The sequence below is a fragment of the Nocardiopsis sp. CNZ308 genome, assembly GCF_004217075.1.
Genome location: NZ_SHKJ01000001.1, coordinates 1,954,754 through 1,971,783, shown reverse-complemented (window position 1 = coordinate 1,971,783; position 17,030 = coordinate 1,954,754). Strand labels below are relative to the sequence as shown.

The window sequence follows — 17,030 nt, the reverse complement described above, 5'->3', positions numbered from 1 at the left end:
CGCAGGCCGCCACCTGGATCCACTGGACTTCACCCCGGGCGCGTGGGCTCGCTTCCTCGGCGGCCTGCACACGGGCTGACCTCTGGTGCCCACCGTGCTCGGCGGGCACCGGAGGTTCACATCCGGAACTGGGCCTTGACGAGTGAGGGACCCTCGAACTCCTCGGGGATGGCGTCCATCAGCACCTCATTGACGGTCTCGCCCAGCCACTGGTTGGAGTTGCGCCGCATCCCCTGCCGCTTGAACCCCGCCTTCTCGTAGGCGCGGATCGCCCCGGCGTTGGGCTCGATGACGGTCAGGTACACGCACTTCAGGTTGGTCACGTGGAAGGCGTAGTCCAGCACCAGCCGAGTGGCCTCGGTGCCCACACCCCTGCCCCGGGACTCGCCCAGGGCCACCACGTACTCGCCGTTGCGCCGCATCTGGTCGATGTACACCTGGGCCAGGCCAACCGGGCACGGACTCTCGCCGGTCAGGTCGTAGACGGTGAACCGCAGCTCCCTATCCGAGGCGCGACCGTAGCCCTCCACGAGAATCTCCCGCGTGGACTCCAACGGCTGCGGGGTCTGCCGGTTGTAGCCGACGATGGTGGGGATCGACTGCTCCCACTTCCAGTACGCCTCCACGAGGTCGGCGCGCAGCGGGCCGATTCCGGCTTTGTCGCCGCGCAGCCAGATCAGGGGGTCGCTCACGTGGTCTCCTCCACGGTCGGGATGGTCAGCAGTGCCGTGCACCGCCGTGTGCTGTCGGGCTCGGCCACCGGGTGCCCCTCCGCCTCGATCCAGGCGTGCAGACGAATGGGGTCGGCGATCACGCCGTGGCACCAGCGCACGCCGCGTCCGAGGACGGCCAGGGCCAGTGCCGCGGCCACCGATTCTTCCAAGCAGGCGACTCGCACGGGCGAGAACAGGCCGAGCCGCCGCACCGCGTGGACGACTTCGGCGGCTTCGGCCGTGGTGGCAGGACGACGGCCGAACTTTGAGGCGGACTGCACGAGGCGGACCATACGGTTCATGCGAGAGCGACGTGGTCCGATCCGCGCGTTCGTGAGGACCACGAGCAGCGCTCCAGAAGCGACGATCATCCGGGAGAACGCAACCCTGGGGAACTCGGTGAACCCCATCGGGAGCTCCTGCACGCCCCAGCTCGCCTCCCAACGCCGCCCCGGGACGGGCGGTGATCCGGGGAACGGTCCCGCGGACACCACCACCGTGTCCCCGGAACAGGGGAACACCCGGCCGCGCCCCGTCACCGCGGGCGCGAACAACGTCCCCACCCCGTCACCCGCATGCCACCGGGCCCCGCAGAAACCTCACCGGACCTCCTCCTCCACGTCCTGGGCGTGTGCGCCCCGCCGTGGCGCCGGTGAGGCGGCGGGGACGTCCAGGACGGCTGGCGATCCGGTCAGGCTGCCGCCGTGGCGGGTTGCAGGGCGGGGCCGAGCAGGAGCCCGCCGTCCGCGACGAACTCCGAGCCCGTGACGAACGAGGCGTCGGCCGAGGTCAGGTAGAGGAGGAGTGCGGTGATGTCGGCCGGGGATCCCATCCGGGGGACGGCGTACGGCTCGGGCGAGTAGAAGTCGGCGATGGGCGGCTGGCCGCCGATCGGTTCGTTGACCAACGGGGTGGAGATGACGCCGGGGTGGATGGAGTTGACTCGGATGCCGTCTCGACCCAGCTCCAGCGCGGCGGTCCTGGTGAGCCCGCGCAACGCCCACTTGCTGGCGACGTACGGCGCGTAGAGCGAGGTGCCGGTGTGGGCCATCGTGGAGGCGATGTTGACGATCACTCCGCCGCCGTTGCGGCGCAGTGACGGGGTCACGGTCTTGGTGCCGAGAAACGTGCCGGTGAGGTTGACGTCGAGTATGCGGTCCCAGACCCGCCGTTCGGTGGCCTCGATCGGCACCGCGGGGTTCTGCACGCCAGCGTTGTTGACCAGGACCGAGATCGGACCGAACCGGCGTTCGGTCTCGGTGACCGCCGCCGCCCAGGCGTCCTCGTCGGTGACGTCCAGGCGGATGGACAGCGCCCGCTCGCCGAGTTCAGCGGCGAGCTCCCTGCCAGGCCCTTCGGAGAGCGCGGCGATGACGACGTTCGCCCCCTCCTCGTGGTAGGCCCGAACGTGGCTGGCCCCCTGTCCGCCAGTGCCACCGGTGACGAGAACGGTCTGCTTGTCGAAGCGCCCCATGACGCGGTCCTCCCTGCGGAACAATGGTGAGTCGAGTGACTCGCCTCGCCAAAGCTACGTACATGGAGGGTGGTGAGTCAAGTGGCTCGCCTCGCGTAGAGTGGTGCCCATGACGACGGAGCCCTCGCCCTACCACCGGCGCGTCGCCGAGCAGAAGCGGGCGGCCATCATCAAGGCCGCCACCCGGCTGTTCCTCGACGCCGGGTACGCCGGCACCTCACTGGCCAAGATCGCCGAGGCGGCCGGGGTGTCGAAGGCGACTCTGTTCAAGCAGTTCCCGACCAAGGCGGCGCTGTTCGACGCGATCGTGACGGAGTCCTGGACGGTTGAGGACGAGGCGGACCTCCGCCCGCCGACGGGCGACCTGCGGGCGGGCCTGACGGCGATCGGCCGCCGGTACGTCACCCTCCTCGCCCGGCCCGGCATGGCGGCCCTCTTCCGCATCGTCATCGCCGAACTACCGCGCTTCCCCGAGTTGGGCGAGACCCACTTCGAGCGCGGCAAGATGCCCTACTTCGACTCGGTACGCCGCTATCTCGACACCGAGAACGCCCTGGGCACGGCCAAGCTGGACGACACGGAACTGGCGGCGACCCAGTTCCTCGGGATGATCTCCAACTACGTCTTCTGGCCCCGGATGCTGCTCGTCAACTGGTCACCTGACGACGCATCGATGGCACGCGTCGTGGACGAGGCCGTACTGATGATGGAGGCCAGATACGGCGCGGCGAACACCACCGACTGAAGCAGCTGTGCGCGGTGCGTGAAGGCCGATCCGCGGGTCGGCGGCGTCGCTCCGACCGAACCGGCATCGCGACGGACGCTGAGGGTGAAGAGGGGCGCGGTGGTAATCGCGGGGAAACGGGCGGACCTGGCCGTGGCCCGCTACGGGTGAGGTCCCACGATGCCTTTTCGCGGTCATGTGGTCTCAGAGTCCACGAATCCGGTCCTCGCGAACACGGGACACACCGATGCGCCGTCTCATGACATCGGTTCCTCTTCGTGTCGGCCCTGGTCCGGCACATGGGAGGCGGCCGCCCGTGAACCGGTGGTGGTCCGGGCCTTTTGTTGAGGGCTGCGGTGGCGGGGGAGGACACGCGGCACCGGACGACGGCCTGGCGCCGCCTGTCCGAGCGTCTGCGCGGCCAGGAGCCCACTCCGCGCGGGGGCGGCGTGGTTCGGCGACATCGTCTTCGACGTCGAGGGCTCCATGCCCGCGCGGTGGTCCAACGGCCGCGGCATCACCCAGCCCCGTGCGACGGCAAAGCGACCGGAGGACGGTCGGCGGACGGGGGGAAGCGTGCGCGGAAACGCCGGGACGGGCGGGGTTCCCGTGGCCCGGGTCCAGCGCCCGTGCCCCACGGGCGGCCGCCCGGCGCCGGGTCGAGCGGGGTGGTCCGGGGATTCCCCGAAAACCGGATCTGAGTTTTTCCCGGCCTAGAAAAAATACTTCGGTCACAACACATTTCCTCTAACCCCTGCACTACGCATTCCGGTGTCCTGCGGCACACCGCTTTTTCGGGACAGGGGGATTCCTGTGTGGTAGGTTCTAAGAAGTTGCAGTCGTGAACCCCGATGGACTCCATCTCTTCGGGTGATCACCGCGGTGACGGGAAAATCGTCATCTGCGGTTTTCTTCATACTCCGAACGAGAGGTATCCCTATGGCGACCGGTACGGTCAAGTGGTTCAACGGCGAAAAGGGCTTCGGCTTCATCGAGCAGGACGGCGGCGGCCCCGACGTCTTCGCCCACTACTCGAACATCCAGGCCACGGGCTACCGCGAGCTGGCCGAGGGCCAGTCCGTGCAGTTCGACGCCGTCGCGGGGGCCAAGGGTCCCCAGGCTGAGAACATCACCCTGGTCTAGGGGAGCTGACGCTCCTCCTGCGGCAGGGGCCCGCCCTCAGGGCGCTGGGCCCCTGCCGCTTTTCCTTTTTCTCCGCCGGGTTTTCCAGCCGTCGCTCACCGAACGGCACCGGCGTCCACCGCGCCCCGGAGTCCTCCGGGTGAGCGCGGACACCCGCATTGCTTATCCGGCGTACTCCGGTTTCCCCCTGCGAGGCCGAAAGGCCTCCCGCCCGGCGAACGCCGCTGGCGAAAGGCCTCACATGAGTTATCCGCACCGCACCGACACCAGCCGCGGCCGTCCCTCCCGGGGATACGGCCGACAGCGCCCCCGCACGCCAGGGCGCCCCCGGTCCGGCGGCCCTTCCGGGGAGTTCGCCCTCCCGGTCACCGTCACCCCAGCGCTCCCGCCGGTGGAGTCCTTCGAGGCGCTGGACATGCCCGCACCGTTGAAGCGGACCCTGGCCCGGCAGGGGCTGACGGTCCCGTCCGAGATCCAGGCGGCCACCCTGCCGAACTCCCTGGCCGGACGCGACGTCCTGGGCCGCAGCCGGACCGGTTCGGGCAAGACCCTGGCCTTCGGGCTGGCGCTGCTCGCCCAGCTCGACGGGCGCAAGGCCGAGCCCCGGCACCCCCTGGCCGTGGTGCTCGCACCCACCCGTGAGCTGGCCCAACAGGTGGCCGACGCGCTGGCGCCCTACGCGCGGTCGGTGGGGGTGCGCACGACGACCGTGGTGGGCGGCATGCCCATCAGCCGCCAGTCCCGCGCCCTGCGTCAGGGCGTGGAGCTGGTCGTGGCCACCCCGGGCCGCCTGCGCGACCTGATGGAGCGCGGCGACTGCGTCCTGGACCAGGTGGACGTCACCGTCCTGGACGAGGCCGACCAGATGACCGACATGGGCTTCATGCCGCAGGTCACCGCGATCCTCCAGCAGGTTCCGGCCGATGGTCGACGCATGCTGTTCTCGGCCACCCTGGACCGCAACGTCGACACGTTGGTCCGCCGGTTCCTGAACGACCCGGTGGTCCACTCGGTCGACCTGTCCGAGGGCGCGGTCTCCACCATGGAGCACCACGTCATGCACGTGTCGCACGCCGACAAGCAGGACGTCGTGACCCGGATCGCGGCCCGCGACGGTCGGGTGATCATGTTCCTGGACACCAAGCGCGCCGTGGACCGGATGGCCGAGCACCTGCTGGCCAACGGGGTCCTCGCCGCGCCGCTGCACGGCGGCCGGTCCCAGCCCCAGCGCACCCGCACCCTCGACCAGTTCAAGAGGGGCGCGGTGACCGCGCTGGTCGCCACCAACGTCGCCGCGCGCGGCATCCACGTGGACGGGCTGGACCTGGTGGTCAACATCGACCCGCCCACGGACCACAAGGACTACCTGCACCGGGGCGGGCGCACCGCGCGCGCGGGCGAGACGGGCAGCGTGGTCACGCTCGTGCTGCCCAGCCAGCGGCGCGACATGACCCGGCTGATGAGCCGGGCCCGGATCGACGCGCACACCGCGCGGGTGGACGCCCAGGACGCGGAGCTGACCAGGGTGACCGGAGCGCGTGAGCCCTCGGGCGTACCGGTCGCCGTGCCTGCCGGGGGCCCGCGGGAGCGGCGGCACCGTGGTGCCGCGGCACGCCGACCGCGCCGCTGACCCGACCACGACGGGGCCCCGGAGCAGGATGCTCTGGGGCCCCGTCGGGCTGGTTCTCCAAGTCGCGGATGCTCGCCCACGCCCACGCCGACGCCGCTGCCCGGATGGGTCGGAACGAACCCCCCGCGTACCGGGTGTTCCGCACACGCACCCGCGGGCTTCCGATCCGTGGGTCCAGGGTTCGAGCCCCTGGGGCCTGCCCACATAACCCCGGTTCAGAGGCTATTTTCGAGGTTCTCGCCCCGGGGTTTTCGTGTGCCCGGGGTCGTCTGGTCGCTCCATGTGCGCTCTCCGGCCCCGACCGTGCCTCCACCTCTTGGGATGCTTCCCGGGAACGACACCATCGGTGTGCCGTCGGGTTCGGCCACCGGGCGCCCCGCCGCCTCGATCCAGGCGTGCGGACGGACGGGTCGGCGATCACGCCGTGGCACCAGCGCACGCCGCGTCCGAGGACGGCCAGGGCCGCGGCCACCGATTCTCCCAAGCAGGCGACCCGCGCGGGCGGGAACGGCCCCAGAGCACGCACCGCGTGGACGACTCCGGCGGCTTCGGCCGGGTCGGCACCCCACTCCTGCACCCGCAGCCCGGGCTGGACTCCGGCGACGCGATCACTGCCGCCGGGTCGATCACTCCTTTCGGCTGCTTCGGCACCGCCGGGAAAGCCGCCGCTTCGGCCCTTTACGACGGAGTGTCCGTCTGCCGACGTGCCGGGGCCGAGAAGGCGGCGAACGCGGTGTCCAGCAGTTTGCCGAGGTCCTCTCGGCCGTCGCTCGCGCTCCACTGTCCGAGGACGATCCACAGGACTTCGAGCGCCGCCGCCACGCGCACTTCGGCGACGACCGATGACCTGTCGGCCGAGGGGGTCGTCTTCTGCAGTCGGGCGACGATCTCTGGTCGCCATGCGGCCTGCTTCTCGCGGAGGCGCGCACACAGGGCCGGGGTCTGCTCGATGAGGCCGAGGATCGTCACAAGCTCCCGGACGTCGCGCACGAGGAACCTCACGGCTGACTCCAGGGCGTTGCGCAACCTGCTCCAGTCGTTCTGGTCGGCCCGTTCGGCATCGAGTGCGTCGGCGATGACGCCGCCGACAGGGTCGAAGACGAACAGGACCACGTCCTCCTTGGTGCCGAAGTAGCGCAGGAAGGTGCTCCGCGACACCCCGGCGGCTTCGGCGAGGTCGGTGAAGGTGACCTGGTCGAAGCCGGTGAGGCAGAAGCGGTTGAACGCGACGCGAGCCAGCTCTGCTCGCACCGCGTGGCGGCTGATCTCACGGGTACCGCTTGGCGCTGCGCTCATGGGGACGAGTGTACTCCGACACACTCGCTTGCTTCTTTGATTCCAGGTTTCTAGTCTGACACCCAGTGTCATCCTCGACACTGGGACTCGCGACGCGGTCCCCCACTGGCGGCCTGGTCGCAGCCCGTCCCTTACACGCGTACATGGAGCCACCTCATGAGCTACGAGGACCTTCCCGCCCTGACGATCGACGTCTTGGACGGGGTCGCGACGGTGAGAATCGATCACCCGCCGCTCAACCTGATGGACGCGGTCCTCCTGTCGTCACTCCGGGCGTTCGTCGCGCGTGTGCGGGATGACGCCGACGTCCGCGTCATCGTCTTCGAGAGCGCTGACCCGGAGTTCTTCGTCGCGCACGGTGACATGGCCTACCTCACCGACCCTGACGCGCTGCCTGCGGCCACTCGCGCCGCGGTCGCCGCCGCACCGGGCTCGACCGTCCCGGAAGGCCTGAACATCCTCCAGGCGATGAGCGAGGAGGTCCGCTCGCTGCCGCAGGTCACCATCGGCAAACTCGCGGGCTTCGCGCGCGGCGCGGGCAACGAGTTCTTCATGTACCTGGACATGCGGTTCGCGGCGATCGGCAAGTCGGGTCAGGGGCAGCCGGAGTCCTTGATGGGGATCCTCCCCGGAGGCGGTGGCACGGTGAACATGACGCGACTGGCGGGAAGGGCCCGCGCGCTGGAGCTCATCCTCGGCGCCGAGCTCGTGGGCGCGGAACTCGCGGAACGGTACGGCCTGATCAACCGTGCCCTGCCCGCCGCGGAACTCGATCCCTTCGTGGACACCCTCGCCCGACGGATCGCCGGCCTCCGGGCGGAGGTGATCCCCATGACGAAGGCCGCGGTCGACGCGGTCGCGCGGCCGATTCCGCGTGCGGCCTACGCCGTTGAGAACGAGGGCCTGGCCGCTGCGTTCGGCGATGAGGTCACCGAGCTCGCCCACAAGCTGCTCGCCGCTGGTATCCAGACCCGCGAGGGCGAACGGGACCACGAGCGCATCGCCAACAGCATCTGAGCGCCCGAGTTCTCGCCATCCGCGCGCAGAGGCCCGGTGAAGGGAGCTCTTCAGCCGTTGCCGGCGCGCGTGTTCTCGAGTGGTCGGGAAGGCGGGCAGCCGAGCGGGCACGGGTCCCGTCGATCATGGAGTCGCCGGCACTCCGTGATCACCGAGGAGGCCTGTGCCCGTGCTTCCATCATGGCTGGCCGAGCCGCTCTGGGGCCGATTCGCGGTCCTGCTTCCCGAGCGGCCGGAAGGCCACCCAGACCACTCACCTGGTCGTCACCACCGCAGCCGGTACGTGCCGGAGCTGGTCCGTGCCCCGCCGGCCTGCGATGAAACCGCCACGGAACAGTGGTGGTTCAGTCCCCGGAGCCGACGATGGCGGTGACGCGGATCTCCACGCGCATCGCGGCGAGGCCGAGGACGGTGACGCCGGTCTCGGTCCAGATCGGCGCACGGCCGCCGAGGCGGCGGCGGAACTGTTCGGCCATGACCCTGTTGTGGTCGTCGCCGATGACCTCGTCTCCCGGCGCGACCTTGTGGTACGAGTTGACGTGGATGACGTCCTTCCAGGTCGCGCCGACCGTGGCGAGGGTGCCCTCCACGTTGTCGAAGGCCCGGATGATCTCCTCCTCCAGTGAGTCGGGGACGGCCAGGTCGTCGTCCACCCCGGCCTGGCCGGAGATCTCGACCCGGTCGCCGACGCGGACGGCCCCGCTGTAGCCGAGGGCCGCGTGCAGCTTCTCGCCGTAGCCCGGAGCGATGCCGAAGGTGACGGTGCTCATGGTGCTCCCTCTTCCTTTTCACGGGGGCGGATTTCCCCCTCGATGACTTCAAGCGTAAAGTGACAGTAGCAAGTAATGACTTCAAGCGTCAAGTGATGGCGGATTCGCTGGAAGGGCGGGGGTCCATGAGCGGCACGGGAGAGTCCGTGAGCGGCACACACGAGTACGGGGGCGACGAGGAACCGCGATGGCTCGACGAGCAGGAGAAGGCGGCGTGGACGGGCCTGGTCTCCCTCGTCCTGCTGCTGCCCGGCAAGCTGGAGTCACCGCTGCGGCAGGAGAACGGCCTCACCCTGTTCGAGTACCTCGCGCTCAGCCACCTCTCCGAGGCCCCGGGGCGCAGGCTGCGGATGGGGGAGCTCGCCTTTCTCGCCAGTGGTTCGCTCTCCCGTCTGTCCAACGTCGTCAAACGCTGTGAACAGCGCGGCTGGGTCGTACGGACGCCCGACCCGGACGACGGCCGCTACACCCTCGCCGAACTCACCGACGTCGGCCTCGACCTCGTGCGCTCGGCGGCGCCCACGCACCTGCGCTCCGTGCGCAGCACCGTCCTCGACCCGCTCAACACGACCGACCTGAAGGCCCTCGCCCGCATCGCGGAAAAACTCGGCATCGTTCCCGACGGCCTCGGCTGACAGCCGCTCCCGTGCCACGACCCGGGACGGTCGGGCCCCTGTGGGGGCGGCGAGTCGGCCCGCCCGCACCGGTACGGCCCTGCCCGGCCCCGCCCGGTCCCCGGCCACCCGGGGGCCGGGCAGGGCGCCCGAACACTACGACGGCGCCCCGGCCGTGACCGGCGCGGGCGCCGCGCGCCCGCCGCGCACCACCATGCCCGCGGGCACCGCGGCGAGGACGAAGAGCACTCCGGCCGTCAGGACGTAGAGGTACACGCCGGTCGCCGTGCTCACCGGGGCGCCGTCGGCCACGGCCCCGGGGACGTGTGTGGCCTTGAGGAGTTCGCCTCCGGCGAAGCTGAAGACGACCGAGCCGAGGGCGAACACGACCGACACCAGGCCGGAGATCGTGCCCTGCCGTTCCGGCGGTACCAGGCTGGTCGCCAGGTTGTAGCCGGAGGTCGAGATCGCGCCGGCGGCCATGCCGACCAGGACCCCGCAGGCGATCGCCAGCGGCAGGACCGACACGCCGACCAGCATCATGAGGGTCGCCGCCGCACCGACGGCGATGGCGGCGAGGAGGGGCCGTGCGGCACCGAACCGTCCCGCGACCCATCCGGCGAGGGTGCCGCCGACCATGATGCCGAGCGAGGGCGCGGCGAGCAGGACCGCCACCGCCCCTCCGTCACCCAACCCGTAGCCGAGCCCCAGCTCGGGGGGCACCTGGGCGACGATGCTCGTCAGTTGGAGCATGCTCCGGAAGGAGCCCGCGGCCAGGACCAGGGCCAGCAGCGTCAGCAGGACCGGTCGGCTGAGGGCCCGGATGTCGATGATGGGTTCGGTGACCCGCAGGGCCAGGACCGCCCAACCGGCCAACGCGGCGACACCGGCCGCCAGCAGCACGACCATGCCCGCGGACAGCCACCCGGCGTCTCCGCCGAGGCTGACGTAGGCGAGCACGGAGCCGAGGCCGCCGCCCAGCAGGAGCGCCCCGCCCACGTCGATCCGGCCGGTGCCGCGGACCGGCGACTCCGGGATGAGGGAACGCACGCAGAGCGCGGCCACCGCGGCGAGCAGCGCCGCCACGACGAACACGCTGCGGTAGCCGAACAGGTCGATGACCGGCACCATCAGGAACGGTTCGACGATCCCGACGATCGCCGAGCCCGACGTCACGAGCCCGATCACGGGCATGGCCACCCGCGGGGCGCAGATCTGGCGTGTGAGGGCCACCGTGATGAAGATCGCGGCCAGGGCGGCCCCCTGGAGGAAGCGCCCCACCAGGAAGATCCAGACGTTGGGGGCGGCGAGGCAGACCAGCGCGCCCGCGCACGCGGTCACCAGCGTGACGACGAGCAGCCGCCGCTTGCCGAAGACGTCGGAGCTCTTCGCGAGCAGCGGCGACCAGATGGCCCCGGCCAGCATCGCGCTCGCGTTCAGCCACGCGGCCTGGTCGGTGTCGAAGTGCTCCAGCAGTTGGGGCAGGACCAGCAGGGGGGAGGCGATGGCCACGTCGGCCAGGACGTTGGCGAGGATGAGAACGGCGACCCAGAGCACGAGTCGCCCGCTCCATCGGTGCTCCGGGGTGTCGGCAGCGGACTCTTCCGGCGTGTCCTTCACATCTATCCTCTCCAGCGCGCCTCTCCGGCGCGTCAGGGGTCGAGAACTCCTCGCGTCGGGGTTCAGCGCGTGCCGGTGTCCGCCGCCCGCAGGGCCTCGTCGCGGGCGGCGATGGCGGCCCAGCTGGTCGGCAGTACGCGGTCGCGGCCGCGGTCGACGCTGGCCTGGGCGAAGGTGACGTAGGGGCGCTGCCGGACCTCGTACCGCTCGAACGCGGCGGTGTGGTCGCCGCCGCACCGGTCGAGTTCCTCGGCGAGGATGTGCGCGCCGGTGAGCGCGAGTGAGGTGCCCCGGCCGGAGAGGAAGGCCGGGCTGTACCCGGCGTCGCCGACGAGGGCGACGCGGCCGCGGTGCCAGGAGGGCAGGTGGATCTGGCTCGCGGAGTCGAAGAAGAAGCCGGGGTCGGCGCGGACCGCGTCGAGCAGTTCCGGGATCCTCCACGACCGGTGCCCGGCGAAGGCGTCGACGACGATCTTCTTCTGGGCGTCCAGGTCGTGGCGGTCGTAGTCGAGCGGTTCCGAGCGGAACTGGAAGACCGCGACGGCCCTGTCCTTGTACCAGAAGGTGCCCGCCATCCGACCGGGGACGTTGTGTATCGAGTTGACGCCCTCGGACCGGGCCCCGCCGGGCAGGGCGGCGAGCGCGATGTAGACACCGAGGTGGCGGAGGTAGTCCTCCTCGGGCCCGAACACCAGCCTGCGCACCGCGGAGTGCTGGCCGTCGGCACCGAGTACGAGGTCGTACCGCCCGGTGCGGCCGGAGGCGAAGCGCACTCCGACACCGTCGCCGCCGTCGGTCAGCGCCGCGATCGAGTCGCCGAAACGGATCGCCGCGGTGCCCGGGAGCGCGTCGGCGAGGACGCGCACGAGGTCTTCGCGGAGGATCTCGATGTCGTCGTCGGAGTCGCTGATCTGGGCGATGGGGATGCGGCCCACCGGTTCGCCGTCGCCGTCGACGAACCAGGTGGACTCGGTCATCCGCAGCCGCCGCTCCTGGATCTCGGCGAGCAGACCCATCCTCTCCACGGTCCGGACCGCGTCACCGCGGATGTCGATGGGTGTGCCCGCGAGGCGGAGGCGGCGGTCGTACTCGACGACGGTGACGTCGTGGCCGCGGGTGCCGAGTTCACGCGCGGCGGCGAGGCCGGCGATACCGGCTCCGGAGACGAGGATGTTCACGGGGTGTGCTCCAGGTGGGTCTGGGCGGACGTGCCGGTCGGATCGGTGGCGGCGCTCCGGAGCAGGGGAGGGGTGCGCGGCAGCGCGGTCGGCGCAAGGGTCGCGGTCGCGGCACCTGACAACTAAAGCAACTATTTGTTGCTTTAAGGGAGCCTACCGGCGGTCGGCTTGCACCGCAATGCCGCGCCTGGCCACAATCGGCACCCGAGCAGAGAACGGGAGGTGGGCGTGGAGATGGCCGACGGGACCGCTGACCGGTCGCCCGCACGGCGCCCCGGCGGCCGCAACGCGCGGGTGCGGGCGCGGGTACTCACCGCGACCGCCGAGCTCGTCGCGCGCGACGGCGTCGTGGGCTTTCGCTACGAGGAGGTCGCCGAGCGCGCCGGTGTGCACAAGACCAGCGTCTACCGCAACTGGCCCGACCGCGAGGAGCTGGTCGTCGACGCCATGCTGAGCTACGCCGAGAACCTCGCGTCGGTCGCCGACACCGGTGACCTCCACCGGGACCTGGCGGACTTCCTGATGGGCCTCGCCGGCGGCCTGGAGACGCCTTTCGGCCGGACGCTCGAACAGGCCATCCAGCCCGCCCACCAGAGCCCCACCGTCCGGCAGGCGCTGTCCAGGATCCTCGACCAGCGCGTGGCCGTCATGCGGCGCCGGGTGGACACCGCGGTCGAACGGGGTGAGCTGCCCCCGGTCGACAGCGCCTTCCTCGGCGAGATGATCTCCGGCCCGGTGCACCTCATCCTCAACCGCGGCCTGCGCGCGTTCACCCGCGCGGACGCCGAGCGCATCGTCGCCGTGGTCCTCGCCGGTATCCGCGCCACGGCACCGCACGGCTGAGACGCGCGACCGGCCCGGGACGGCGGGGGAGGACCGGATCTGCGGTCCGCCGTTCGCGGTGGCTTCCGCGAACACGCCGGGGCTTCGGGGGGTACGGTGCTGAGGACTTCGGATCCGGGGAGCGATGATGTGGTCGGTACTGGGTATCTGCGGCAGCCTGCGCCGGAACTCCCACAACGCAGCACTGCTGCGCCTGGCGGGCCGCAGCAACCCCGACGTCTCCGTGGTCGGCGGTGACCTGGCCGGACGCCTCCCCCTGTTCAACCCCGACCTGGACGACGACGATGACCTGCCGGAGGTCGTCACGAGGTTCCGGTCCTGCGCCGACCGGGCCGAAGGCGTGATCATCGCGACCCCCGAGTACGCGCACGGCCCCTCCGGAGCCGCCAAGAACGCCATGGACTGGCTGGTCGGCTCAGGAGGGCTCACGGGCAAGCCGACCCTCCTCATGAGCGCCTCACCGGGACAGGCGGGCGGTATGCGCGGCCACCTCGCGCTGATTCCCACGCTGACCCTGATGGGGAGCGTCCTGGTCGACTCGGTCACGGTCTCCGGGGCTCCCGGCCGGGTGGACTCCCGTGGTGAGTTCCGCGATCCGGCGGTGCTGGAGCGGGTCCGGCTGGCCATGGACGAGCTGGCAACGGCGCTCTCCTACTCCCGGCAGAAGAAGGCGACGGACCTGCTCCTGGAGTAGCCCGCTCCTTCGTCCGCTCCGCGGACGTCGGGCCGCCGCCATGCCCCGGCCCGCCCCGCTGACCGTGGGCGTGAACGGGCGTTCCAGCCGCCCGGACCGGCGCCCCGCGCGTGCCCCGGCCCGACCGCTCCGACCTGCCCCGACCCGCGCACGGACGCAGCAGGCGACGCCGACGGGTCCTGTTCGAGGTGTGGGAGCGGTGTGACTCCTGTGAAACAGGGAACCTCCTACTTCCCCCCTCTCGTCGAACACATCGAACTACGGAGTGAAGCCAGCGTGCGCATCCACCAGACCATCCCCCGTATCGCGGCGTCGGCGCTCATCGCGGCCCCCGTCCTCGCCCTGGGCGCCCCGGCCCAGGCCGAGCGGGTGACCGGCTGCCTCAGCCGGGACGGCGCCACCGTCGAGGAGGCTCGGGTCACCGAGGAGGTCCCGCAGGAGATCCTGCGCAGATCCGGGTTCGTCATGACCGTGGACCGCTTCACGCGGGAACTGTGCGCGGCGTCCGGCCTGGAGGAGGCGGGCGCTGTTGTCGAACGCCACGGCGACGCGCTCTGGCGCGAGGCGGTGGACCGGGTCCAGGGCGACGCGAGGGTCCAGGGGAGCCTGAGCGCCGGGGACGACCGCCCGGTCTACTGGGCCCGGCTCGCCATGACCTCGGCCCTCAACCGCTGGCAGCCGGACTTCGAGCTGAGCGAGGCCGACCGCGCCGGGCTCGTGGCCGACATGGACCGCCGCTCCCGCGGCCACGACGACACCGACTTCGCCGAGGTCCCCGGGGAGCCCGAGGCCCTCCACGTCGTCGTGACCGGGTTCGACCCCTTCCGCCTCGACAACGACATCCGCCAGGCCAACCCCTCCGGCGCGGCCGCCCTCGCCCTGGACGGGGCCGTGATCGAGACCGAAGCCGGGGTCGCGGTCGTGGAGACCATGCTCTTCCCGGTGCGCTGGCGCGACTTCACCGACGGCATGGTCGAGGAGGCCCTCCTGCCGCACTACACCGGCGACCGGCCGGCCGACACGGTCATCACCGTCAGCCAGGGCCGACCGGGCCAGTTCGACCTCGAAGCCCACAACGGCGCCTGGCGCGGTGGCGCCGCGGACAACGAGTCGGTCGGCACGGAGGAGATGGTCCCCGTCCCCGACGGCGTCCCCACCGTCACCCCGCAGCCGCAGTGGTCGGACTCCTCCCTCGACCACCCCGCGATCGTCGAGGAGACCAGCGGCGCGCCGTTCCCCGTGGTCGACAACACCACGGTGACCGAGATCCCCGAGGGCGGGACCGAACCGGTGGTGCGCGTGGACGGGCCCACCCCCGGCTCCGAGGCGCGGGCCGGAGGCGGGGGCGACTACCTCTCCAACGAGATCGCCTACCGCAACACCCTGCTGCGCGACGCCACCGGCCTGGACATCCCCGCCGGTCACGTGCACACCCCGGTCCTGGACTTCGGTCCCGGTGACGGCGTCACCGACCCCGAGTTCGAGCGGAACCGCGCGGCGATCGTGGGCCAGGTCGAGGACATCGTCGCGGCCGCCGTCCGCGGGTGACGTCCGGGGAGCGGGCCTTCCCCGGCGCGCTCCCACCACCGCGTCGTCCGCCGGGGGCCCGGCCGCCCCGTAGCCGGACACGGCGCTCCGGCGGGCCCCGGCGGGGTCCGGCGGCGGGGGCGTTTCGGGCGCCCGCGCCGCCGCCCCGGGGCCGGGAGTACGCGGGCTGGCAGGCGTACCGCGCGGAACGGGCGTTGGCGCGGCCGGTCCGGTCAGGTTTCCGGCCCGGTCAGGCCCCGGTCCGGTCAGACCCCCGGCCCGGTGAGGAAGTCGCGCACCAGCGCGTTGACCCGCTCGGGCGACTGCCGGTTGACCCAGTGCCCGTGGCCCTCCAGCATCTCCAGGCGGGACCGGGGAACCCGTTGCGCGGCGGCCACCGTGTGCCGGGGGTGCACGCCGGCGTCCCGGTCCCCCTGGACGAACAGGGTGGGGCAGCGGATCTCGCCCAGGCGGGGGCGCAGGTCCACGTTCATCCGCCACGGGCCGATGGAGGCGTTCTGCCAGTCGGAGGAGCCCGCGCCGTTGGCCCGGACCTCGGGCACGATCTCCTCGACGATGTCGTCGAAGTCGTCGACCGGACCCGCGAACAGGCTGGTGCGCGCGAACCGGGCCACCCCCTCGCGGCTGCGGAACAGCCGCGTGGGCAGTGTGCGGTTGAGCAGGCGGCTCCTGGCGGTCAGCCACAGCAGCTGGTGCACCAGGGGAGGGAACGAGATGATCCCGGCCGGAGCCAGGGCGACGAGCCGGTCCATCCGGTCGGGGTGGTCGACGGCGTAGGCCAGGGCGATCGCGCCGCCCTGCGACAGGCCCACCAGGGAGGCTCGTTCGACCTCGAAGCGGTCCAGGACCGCGGTGACGCATGCGAGCATCCGGGCGTGGTCGGCGGTGCCGTTCCAGGGCCTGCTGTGCCCCTGCTTGGGCCAGTCCAGGGCGAGGACCCTGTGGTCGGGGGCCAGGGCCGGGATCATGTGGCGCCAGCTCAGCAGGGCGTTGTCCAGGCCGGCTCCGCTCAGCAGCAGGACCGTGCTCGTGCCCTGCCCCGCGGTGATGACGCTGAGGGCGCCCTCGGGTTGCTCGACGCTGACGCGGGGGAAGGGGTCCGACGGGGGAGGGCTCACGGGTACCGATCGCTCCTCTCGCGTTCGCTCCGCCACCGCGAGAAGAGCGGGGGCAGCTCGGACTCCAGGAATCCGTAGAGTTCGTGGACGTTGGCCAGGCGTTCGCGGCGCTCGTCCGGGGCCTCCCGGAGCATGCTGAGCCCGCGCTCGGTGACCTCGCGAAAAGCGGCCGTCTGGGCGTACCGGCGCTCCAGCATCCGGCTCCAGCCGTCCGCGGCGATGCGGAAGTACTCCTGGCGCTGCCCGCGCCTGCGCACTCCCTCGACCAGGCCGCTGGGGGTGAGCAGGCGCGTGGCGCTGCTGATGGAGCTGCGGCTGACCTGGAGGGCCTCTGCGAGCTGGGCCGCGCTCTGTTCCGGTGGATCGCAGATCAGCAGCCAGCCGATGACGCGCCCTGCGATCAGGGGGAGGCCCTCGCGCTCGAAGAACACGGCGACCTCGTCGACGAAGGCCAGTTCGTCCTCTGGGGGTTCGCTCATGCGCTGAGATTACAGTCGTTGCAGTAATGACTGCAATAAAGAGATGTCGCGGGAGAGGTCCACGGCCACGGCGGACCCGGCCCCCGGGGGAGCGCGGAGGCGGCCGGGAGCGCGGGCCCCCGGCGGTCCCGAGGCGTCGGGACACCGGTCGGTCCCCGGCCCCGGGGCG

At 71.5% G+C, this 17,030-nt stretch carries 17 protein-coding genes and 1 pseudogene; 9 read left to right on the top strand and 9 right to left on the bottom strand.

Annotated features, from left to right (window positions below):
• Positions 1 to 116 precede the first annotated feature (116 nt).
• From EV372_RS08535 to EV372_RS08525, 3 genes are all read right to left on the bottom strand, one after another.
• A complete protein-coding gene (locus EV372_RS08535) occupies positions 117 to 692 on the bottom strand; it encodes a GNAT family N-acetyltransferase (protein WP_130395562.1) in 576 nt (191 codons plus the stop codon).
• Complete coding sequence (locus tag EV372_RS08530; RefSeq protein WP_486484145.1) at positions 689 to 1,084, bottom strand: lasso peptide biosynthesis B2 protein; 396 nt, start codon at positions 1,082 to 1,084, stop codon at positions 689 to 691. The genes EV372_RS08535 and EV372_RS08530 overlap by 4 nt, the downstream gene beginning before the upstream one ends.
• A 320-nt stretch (positions 1,085 to 1,404) precedes the next feature.
• Positions 1,405 to 2,187, bottom strand: a complete 783-nt coding sequence (locus EV372_RS08525) for an SDR family NAD(P)-dependent oxidoreductase (protein ID WP_130395560.1) — start codon at positions 2,185 to 2,187, stop codon at positions 1,405 to 1,407.
• A 109-nt stretch (positions 2,188 to 2,296) separates the two neighbouring features.
• Between EV372_RS08525 and EV372_RS08520 the strand changes: the two genes are divergently transcribed.
• The 3 genes from EV372_RS08520 to EV372_RS08510 all read left to right on the top strand — a co-directional run bounded on the left by EV372_RS08520 (position 2,297) and on the right by EV372_RS08510 (position 5,684).
• Positions 2,297 to 2,932 (top strand): TetR/AcrR family transcriptional regulator, encoded by a 636-nt coding sequence (locus EV372_RS08520; RefSeq protein ID WP_130395559.1) that lies wholly within the window; start codon positions 2,297 to 2,299, stop codon positions 2,930 to 2,932.
• A 918-nt stretch (positions 2,933 to 3,850) separates the two neighbouring features.
• Complete coding sequence (locus EV372_RS08515; RefSeq protein WP_047868081.1) at positions 3,851 to 4,054, top strand: cold-shock protein; 204 nt, start codon at positions 3,851 to 3,853, stop codon at positions 4,052 to 4,054.
• A gap of 241 nt (positions 4,055 to 4,295) precedes the next feature.
• On the top strand, positions 4,296 to 5,684 hold the full coding sequence (locus EV372_RS08510; RefSeq protein ID WP_130395558.1) for a DEAD/DEAH box helicase: 1,389 nt from the start codon (positions 4,296 to 4,298) through the stop codon (positions 5,682 to 5,684).
• A gap of 678 nt (positions 5,685 to 6,362) precedes the next feature.
• Here EV372_RS08510 and EV372_RS08505 read toward each other — a convergent pair.
• Positions 6,363 to 6,980 (bottom strand): TetR/AcrR family transcriptional regulator, encoded by a 618-nt coding sequence (locus tag EV372_RS08505; RefSeq protein ID WP_130395557.1) that lies wholly within the window; start codon positions 6,978 to 6,980, stop codon positions 6,363 to 6,365.
• Positions 6,981 to 7,136: 156 nt separating this feature from the next.
• Between EV372_RS08505 and EV372_RS08500 the strand changes: the two genes are divergently transcribed.
• Together EV372_RS08500 and EV372_RS29365 are read left to right on the top strand one after the other, a co-directional pair.
• The gene (locus tag EV372_RS08500) at positions 7,137 to 7,997 is read left to right on the top strand and encodes an enoyl-CoA hydratase/isomerase family protein (protein ID WP_130395556.1); all 861 of its coding nucleotides are present in this window, start codon (positions 7,137 to 7,139) and stop codon (positions 7,995 to 7,997) included.
• Between the two features lie 163 nt (positions 7,998 to 8,160).
• Positions 8,161 to 8,265, top strand: a pseudogene (locus EV372_RS29365) (IS5/IS1182 family transposase); the annotation flags it as partial.
• A 76-nt stretch (positions 8,266 to 8,341) separates the two neighbouring features.
• Here the strand turns inward: EV372_RS29365 and EV372_RS08490 are convergent.
• A complete protein-coding gene (locus EV372_RS08490; RefSeq protein ID WP_130395555.1) occupies positions 8,342 to 8,767 on the bottom strand; it encodes a Rid family hydrolase in 426 nt (141 codons plus the stop codon).
• Positions 8,768 to 8,913: 146 nt separating this feature from the next.
• Here EV372_RS08490 and EV372_RS08485 point away from each other — a divergent pair, with 146 nt between their 5' ends.
• The gene (locus EV372_RS08485) at positions 8,914 to 9,402 is read left to right on the top strand and encodes a MarR family winged helix-turn-helix transcriptional regulator (RefSeq protein WP_253795388.1); all 489 of its coding nucleotides are present in this window, start codon (positions 8,914 to 8,916) and stop codon (positions 9,400 to 9,402) included.
• A gap of 135 nt (positions 9,403 to 9,537) precedes the next feature.
• Here the strand turns inward: EV372_RS08485 and EV372_RS08480 are convergent, their stop codons facing one another.
• The gene (locus EV372_RS08480) at positions 9,538 to 10,938 is read right to left on the bottom strand and encodes an MFS transporter (RefSeq protein WP_253795386.1); all 1,401 of its coding nucleotides are present in this window, start codon (positions 10,936 to 10,938) and stop codon (positions 9,538 to 9,540) included.
• Between the two features lie 125 nt (positions 10,939 to 11,063).
• On the bottom strand, positions 11,064 to 12,179 hold the full coding sequence (locus EV372_RS08475) for an FAD-dependent monooxygenase (RefSeq protein ID WP_130395552.1): 1,116 nt from the start codon (positions 12,177 to 12,179) through the stop codon (positions 11,064 to 11,066).
• 234 nt (positions 12,180 to 12,413) lie between these two features.
• Between EV372_RS08475 and EV372_RS08470 the strand changes: the two genes are divergently transcribed.
• The 3 genes from EV372_RS08470 to EV372_RS08460 all read left to right on the top strand — a co-directional run bounded on the left by EV372_RS08470 (position 12,414) and on the right by EV372_RS08460 (position 15,264).
• A complete protein-coding gene (locus tag EV372_RS08470; protein ID WP_130395551.1) occupies positions 12,414 to 13,022 on the top strand; it encodes a TetR/AcrR family transcriptional regulator in 609 nt (202 codons plus the stop codon).
• 127 nt (positions 13,023 to 13,149) lie between these two features.
• Positions 13,150 to 13,716, top strand: coding sequence for an NAD(P)H-dependent oxidoreductase (locus EV372_RS08465; RefSeq protein ID WP_130395550.1), 567 nt, complete (start codon positions 13,150 to 13,152; stop codon positions 13,714 to 13,716).
• 276 nt (positions 13,717 to 13,992) lie between these two features.
• On the top strand, positions 13,993 to 15,264 hold the full coding sequence (locus EV372_RS08460; protein WP_130398821.1) for a pyroglutamyl peptidase: 1,272 nt from the start codon (positions 13,993 to 13,995) through the stop codon (positions 15,262 to 15,264).
• Positions 15,265 to 15,509: 245 nt separating this feature from the next.
• On the opposite strand, the gene EV372_RS08455 is transcribed toward EV372_RS08460, so the two are convergent.
• A complete protein-coding gene (locus tag EV372_RS08455) occupies positions 15,510 to 16,382 on the bottom strand; it encodes an alpha/beta fold hydrolase (RefSeq protein WP_130395549.1) in 873 nt (290 codons plus the stop codon).
• Complete coding sequence (locus EV372_RS08450) at positions 16,379 to 16,861, bottom strand: helix-turn-helix domain-containing protein (protein ID WP_130395548.1); 483 nt, start codon at positions 16,859 to 16,861, stop codon at positions 16,379 to 16,381. The genes EV372_RS08455 and EV372_RS08450 overlap by 4 nt, the downstream gene beginning before the upstream one ends.
• Between the last annotated feature and the right edge of the window lie 169 nt (positions 16,862 to 17,030).